Origin of the sequence: Rhodonellum psychrophilum GCM71 = DSM 17998 (assembly GCF_000381545.1) — a bacterium.
In the GTDB taxonomy this organism is placed as follows: Bacteria; Bacteroidota; Bacteroidia; order Cytophagales; family Cyclobacteriaceae; genus Rhodonellum; species Rhodonellum psychrophilum.
The window spans coordinates 1-5,125 of record NZ_KB906712.1 but is presented as its reverse complement, the minus strand read 5'-3'; the positions used below and the strand labels follow the sequence as shown (position 1 = coordinate 5,125).

Sequence of the window (5,125 nt, the reverse complement as noted above, 5' to 3'; positions counted from 1 at the left end):
CGGTTCGGCCAAGTCGCTAGTGATTACCGGGACTTTACCGGAAGGAACAAGCGTAAGTTATGCTGACAATTCCAGAACGGATGTGGGAAGTCAGACGGCTACCGCAACGATCACGGGTGACAATTACAGCACACTTGTACTGACCGCTACTTTGGCAATCACACCAGCAACTGTCGAAGGAATTACTTTCGAGGACGGAAGCTTTGTATTTGACGGCACAGCCAAGTCGCTTGAAATTGGAGGAATACTTCCTGAGGGAACTTCGGTAGCATACAGCAACAACAGCCTGACCAATGTCGGAAGCCAAACGGCAACCGCAACGATCACGGGTGACAATTTCACCACACTGGTACTGACCGCTACTTTGGCAATCACACCGGCAACTGTCGAAGGAATTACTTTCGAAAACGGAAGCTTTGTCTTTGATGGCTCGGCCAAGTCGCTTGCGATAGCTGGCGAACTTCCGGAAGGAACTTCAGTGGCATACAGCAACAACAGCCTAACCAATGTCGGAAGCCAAACGGCAACCGCAACGATCACAGGTGACAATTTCACCACACTGGTACTGACCGCAACTTTGGCAATCACACCGGCCACAATCGAAGGCATCACTTTCGGAAACGGAAGCTTTGTCTTTGACGGTTCGGCCAAGTCGCTAGCAATAGCTGGCGAACTTCCGGAAGGAGCAAGCGTGAGTTATGCTGACAATTCCAGAACGAATGTGGGATCACAGAAAGTGACGGCAACCATCACGGGCCCGAACTTTAAGGAGTTGGTGCTTACAGCAGACCTCACGATCACCATTGCTGCAGTAAGCGGAATCGAATTTACAGATGGAAGCTTTGTCTATGATGGAACTGCCAAGTCACTCGCCATTACTGGAACGCTTCCTGAAGGATCAAGTGTGGCCTACACCGCAAACAGTAGGACGTTAGTTGGGACACAGGAAGTCACTGCAACCATCACCGGGTCGAATTTCACCACGGTTGCAATAAAGGCCAACCTGACAGTAACTCCGGCATTGTTGGAAATAAGAACGGTTCCAAATCAAAGCAAGGTTTATGGTGCTGCCGATCCAATCTTCACCTACCAAGCAACCGGATTTGAGGGAGAAGACAAGGCAGATATCCTGAGTGGAACACTCGCAAGGGACGCTGGTGAAACGGTTGGAACTTACGCAATCCAACAGGGAACGCTCTCGGCCGGTGGCAACTATACCATTGCCTTTAGCGGTGCCAATCTTGACATCACACCAAAATCCTTGACCATTACTGTAAGAGACACCACAAAAAATTTCGGGGAGTCCATTGCCTTAACCGGAAATGAATTTAGCGTTGAAGGATTGGTTCAGCCAGACCAGGTAACTTCTTTGTCCCTGGCTTCAGCAGGAATTGGCGCAAGTGCCGAAATTGGTACTTATCCTATCATCGGATCCAATGCAGTAGGTACAGGCCTTTCCAATTACAACATCACTTATGTAAATGGTCAGCTCACCATAGGCAAGCAGACGCTTACCATCACTGCCAATGACAATTCGAAGGTTTATGGTGAGGGCCTTTCCTTCCAAGGAACTGAATTTAGGGTAAGTGGAATCATGAATGATGATGTTGTCGAAAAAGTGACCATCACCTCTGGCGGCACTTTGCCTAAAGCAGAGGTTGGAAACTATGAAATCCAAATTAGTGATGCACAAGGTTCAGGACTTGAAAATTATACTTTGATGTATGTGAAGGGAAATCTTGAAGTGACTTCAAAAGCGGTTACCATTTCGGCAGACAGCAAGTCCAAATCTTATGGTCAGGAAAATCCAATTTTAACTTATGAATATGTTGGATTGGCCAATGATGAAACTTCAATCTCCTCCATTCCGACGATAAGCACTTCAGCAAGGGCTAACTCTGATGCAGGCACTTACCCAATCACACTTTCGGGAGGTTCCGATCCAAACTATTCCATCACATTGGTGGATGGAACGCTTTCCATTGGAAAGGCAGATTTGACCATCAAAGCGGATGACAAACTGAAAGCCTATGGTCAAGAAAATCCTGAACTAACATTCAGCTATATTGGCTTAGTCAATGGGGATGCAAAGGTGGCAAATTCACCTATGGCAACCACAAGCGCACTTGTTGGCTCTCCTGTGGGTACTTATGACATCCTGCTCACTGGAGCGATTGACCCGAATTACTCCATCAGCTATGAAAAAGGCGATTTGGAAATCCTTCCTGCGCAATTGACTGTCAGAGCAGAAAACAAAACCAGAATTTATGGTGAGACAAACCCTGAATTGACTTTTGTATATGAAGGTTTGGTAAATGGAGACCTTGCACCTTCTCAATCTCCCGGCATTTCGACCGAGGCGTCTGAAAATACTGCTGTGGGCCAATACACGATCCAGGTTTCGGGAGCAATTGACTTCAATTATGAGATCGCTTTTGAGAATGGCATCTTGGACATCACTCCCGCGACACTTACAGTGGCAGCAGATTCGAATCAATCCAAAATCTTTGGAACAGATGACCCTGATTTTGGGTACAGTGTTATTGGCTTCAGATTGATTGACGGTATGGACTTGATTTCAGGAGTTTTGGCAAGAGAAAAAGGAGAAACGGTAGGAAACTATGAAATTCTATTGGGTACAGTTCAGGCTGGCAAAAACTATAGCATCAAGTTCCAGGGAGATCGATTTGAAATCCTCCCTGCCAAAATTGCAACAGTCATCAGTCCTGCCGATATAGAAACTCCTTGGAACGTCATGCCTGATTTGCCTCAGACAATTACGGTTCTGACTGGGGACGGAAACCTCTTGGAAATGGAGGTGATCTGGGACTTGACCAATCTGAATATCCTTGCAAGAGGAGACTATGCCATCACCGGAACTTTGGTCTTACCGCAAAGCATCCTCAACGAAGGAAACCACCAAGTCTCTGTCCTTGTCAAAGTTCTTGGCAAGACGGCTCCATCCGATGTGCTGCTTAGCAACAATACCTTCGAAGGATCTACGACAGTGTTCTTTATCCCCGTAGGAGGATTGAGTGTGGTAGATCCCTATGACAACATCCATCAGATTTCCTTACCAACCCATGTGGGTGACAACAAGTACTTTGAGCTCATCGACGGAATACTCTTCTGGAGCAGTGCTGATCAAGTACCAGGACGCGATACTTTCTCCGTGACAGTTTCGGTTGCCGACAGGGATGGGAATGCTTTTGAGAAGGTATTTGAAATAAGACGGCTTAGAAAATCGGTATCTGAAATAGAGGTCTTCAATAGCTTCACACCAAACGGTGACGGAGTCAATGAAACATGGGGAGTTCAGGAACTGAGATTCTATCAGGGCGTTACCATCAGGGTGTTTGAAAGAAGCGGAAAGCAAGTGTTCGTGACCAATGATCCTGACAAAAGATGGGACGGAACATTGGACGGAAAAGAACTTCCGATAGGCGCATATTACTGGGTTCTGGAAGTCCAGGAGACGGGCCAGTCCAGACGAGGAATCGTTAATCTCATCCGAAAATAAATATCCAAAAAGGTGGGGGAAGCTCTCCCCCACCTTCTCTAAAATTCAGTACCCCAAAAAAAAATTAAACAGATTTTATCATGGTCAATTTTACTAAAACTCTCCTTCTGTCCTTACTTACTATTCTGATTGGAATTGAAGCGTCTGCGCAGAGTCGCAAATATGTCAGCCAATTCAGTCATCTTCAAAACTATTATAACCCAGCACTAACAGGATATGAAGGATCCAACTTCAGGGGATTTGTCCGGGACCAGTGGGCAGGCTTTGAAGGGGCTCCTAAAACCTACTTTGCTTCCTTGGAGTTTGATGTGGCAGATTTTAATTCCGGCGCAAACCCAAAAGCAGCGGGGACAAATTCCGTGGGGCTGAACCTGATGCATGACAGCTATGGCGCTTTTGTCGATACTGAATTGATGTTAAGTTATGCATCAAGGATTCGGATTTCCGAAAACACGAACTTGAGATTGGGGATGGGAGTCAATTACAATACTGTCAGACTCGACGGAAACCAGTTGAACGCTGAACAGTCCAATGACCCCGTTATGGGACAGTATGTCAATGGCTTTGCCAATATGCAAGTGTTGGATTTAAACATCGGCATGGCATTGACCCACCAAAAATTTTATGTCTCCTATGCCATGCACAATATCAACCAAGGTGCCCTGAGTTCTGGAGATATCTTTATGGAAAGAAAAGCGCCGGTTTCGGTCATACAGGCAGGATATAGAAGTATGGTCACAGAGAATTTTGGGCTAGCCTTAAACCTTATGCACCGTTTTCAAAATGATCTCCCGGACAATACGGAGTTTAACCTCAAAGCCATATTGATGGACAAAATCTGGCTTGGTGCAGGACACAGGGTAAATTATGCAAACAATTTCCAATTGGGATTGATTTTCCCTGTTGTCAGAATCGGCTATGTCTACGAATTGCCGAGTAGTAAATCGTACCTTTTGCCCAATACCACACATGAGTTTCTTGCCGTTTTTCCAATTTTCCGAAAGAATTTCAGGACCACAAAGGACGAGGTTTTGATCTGGTAACCTGGAATTTCTTTGACATAGGATAAAAGGAGGTTTGGTTGTCTGGTTAAGGGTTAGTTTTTTGTGTTTGCTGCGAAAAGGGATGGAAGGTGGGGAAGGGACGGGAGACGGGAGACGGGAGACCGAAAATGAAGACGGAAGACGGAAGTTGGAAGAGGGACGGAAGACGGGAGACGGGAGACCGAAAATGACGATGCCTGAAATCCACTGACCACTTTTGTTAACTGCACACTCAGGGATATTGTATAGATTACATCTCGATTCTGAGCTTTTGTTTGGCCTTAAAATGATGGGGCTCGATGCCCCACCATTTTAATCATTTGCGTCGACTGACTCTGTCATCTTCGCTCTTGTTTGGCTCTGTGAATATATCCATTTTTTTTCAAACATTTCTGGTGACATTCTAGCCAACGTCGAATGCGGTTTTGAGGAGTTGTAGAGTTTGACTGTATGGTCAAGTTCCCTACTCAGTTCAGGTAGGTTGTTGATGTTTTTGAATCGGAGATATTTGTTTTTTATAACCCCGTTCAGACTCTCTGCCATCGCATTTTCATAGCAGGAT

4 protein-coding genes are annotated in these 5,125 nt (G+C 45.7%); 3 read left to right on the top strand and 1 reads right to left on the bottom strand.

What is annotated here, in order from left to right; translation table 11 throughout:
* The 3 genes from F824_RS0125285 to F824_RS28105 form a co-directional block, all read left to right on the top strand.
* Positions 1-3,520, top strand: a 3,520-nt coding sequence (locus F824_RS0125285; RefSeq protein WP_019600732.1) for an MBG domain-containing protein, incomplete at its 5' end; no start/stop codon positions are given.
* An 80-nt stretch (positions 3,521-3,600) separates the two neighbouring features.
* Positions 3,601-4,563, top strand: coding sequence for a PorP/SprF family type IX secretion system membrane protein (locus F824_RS0125280; RefSeq protein WP_019600731.1), 963 nt, complete (start codon positions 3,601-3,603; stop codon positions 4,561-4,563).
* Between the two features lie 82 nt (positions 4,564-4,645).
* Positions 4,646-4,774: a hypothetical protein gene (locus tag F824_RS28105; protein WP_019600730.1), complete on the top strand. Its 129-nt coding sequence runs from the start codon at positions 4,646-4,648 to the stop codon at positions 4,772-4,774.
* A 101-nt stretch (positions 4,775-4,875) separates the two neighbouring features.
* Here F824_RS28105 and F824_RS26585 read toward each other — a convergent pair.
* Positions 4,876-5,125: integrase core domain-containing protein (locus tag F824_RS26585; protein WP_019596364.1), on the bottom strand; the 250-nt coding region annotated here is incomplete at its 5' end.

Bases quoted from the DNA above. Each gene is read 5' to 3' on its own strand.
- F824_RS0125280 (WP_019600731.1), top strand. From the start codon at position 3,601: ATGGTCAATTTTACTAAAACTCTCCTTCTGTCCTTACTTACTATTCTG.
- F824_RS28105 (WP_019600730.1), top strand. From the start codon at position 4,646: ATGGAAGGTGGGGAAGGGACGGGAGACGGGAGACGGGAGACCGAAAAT.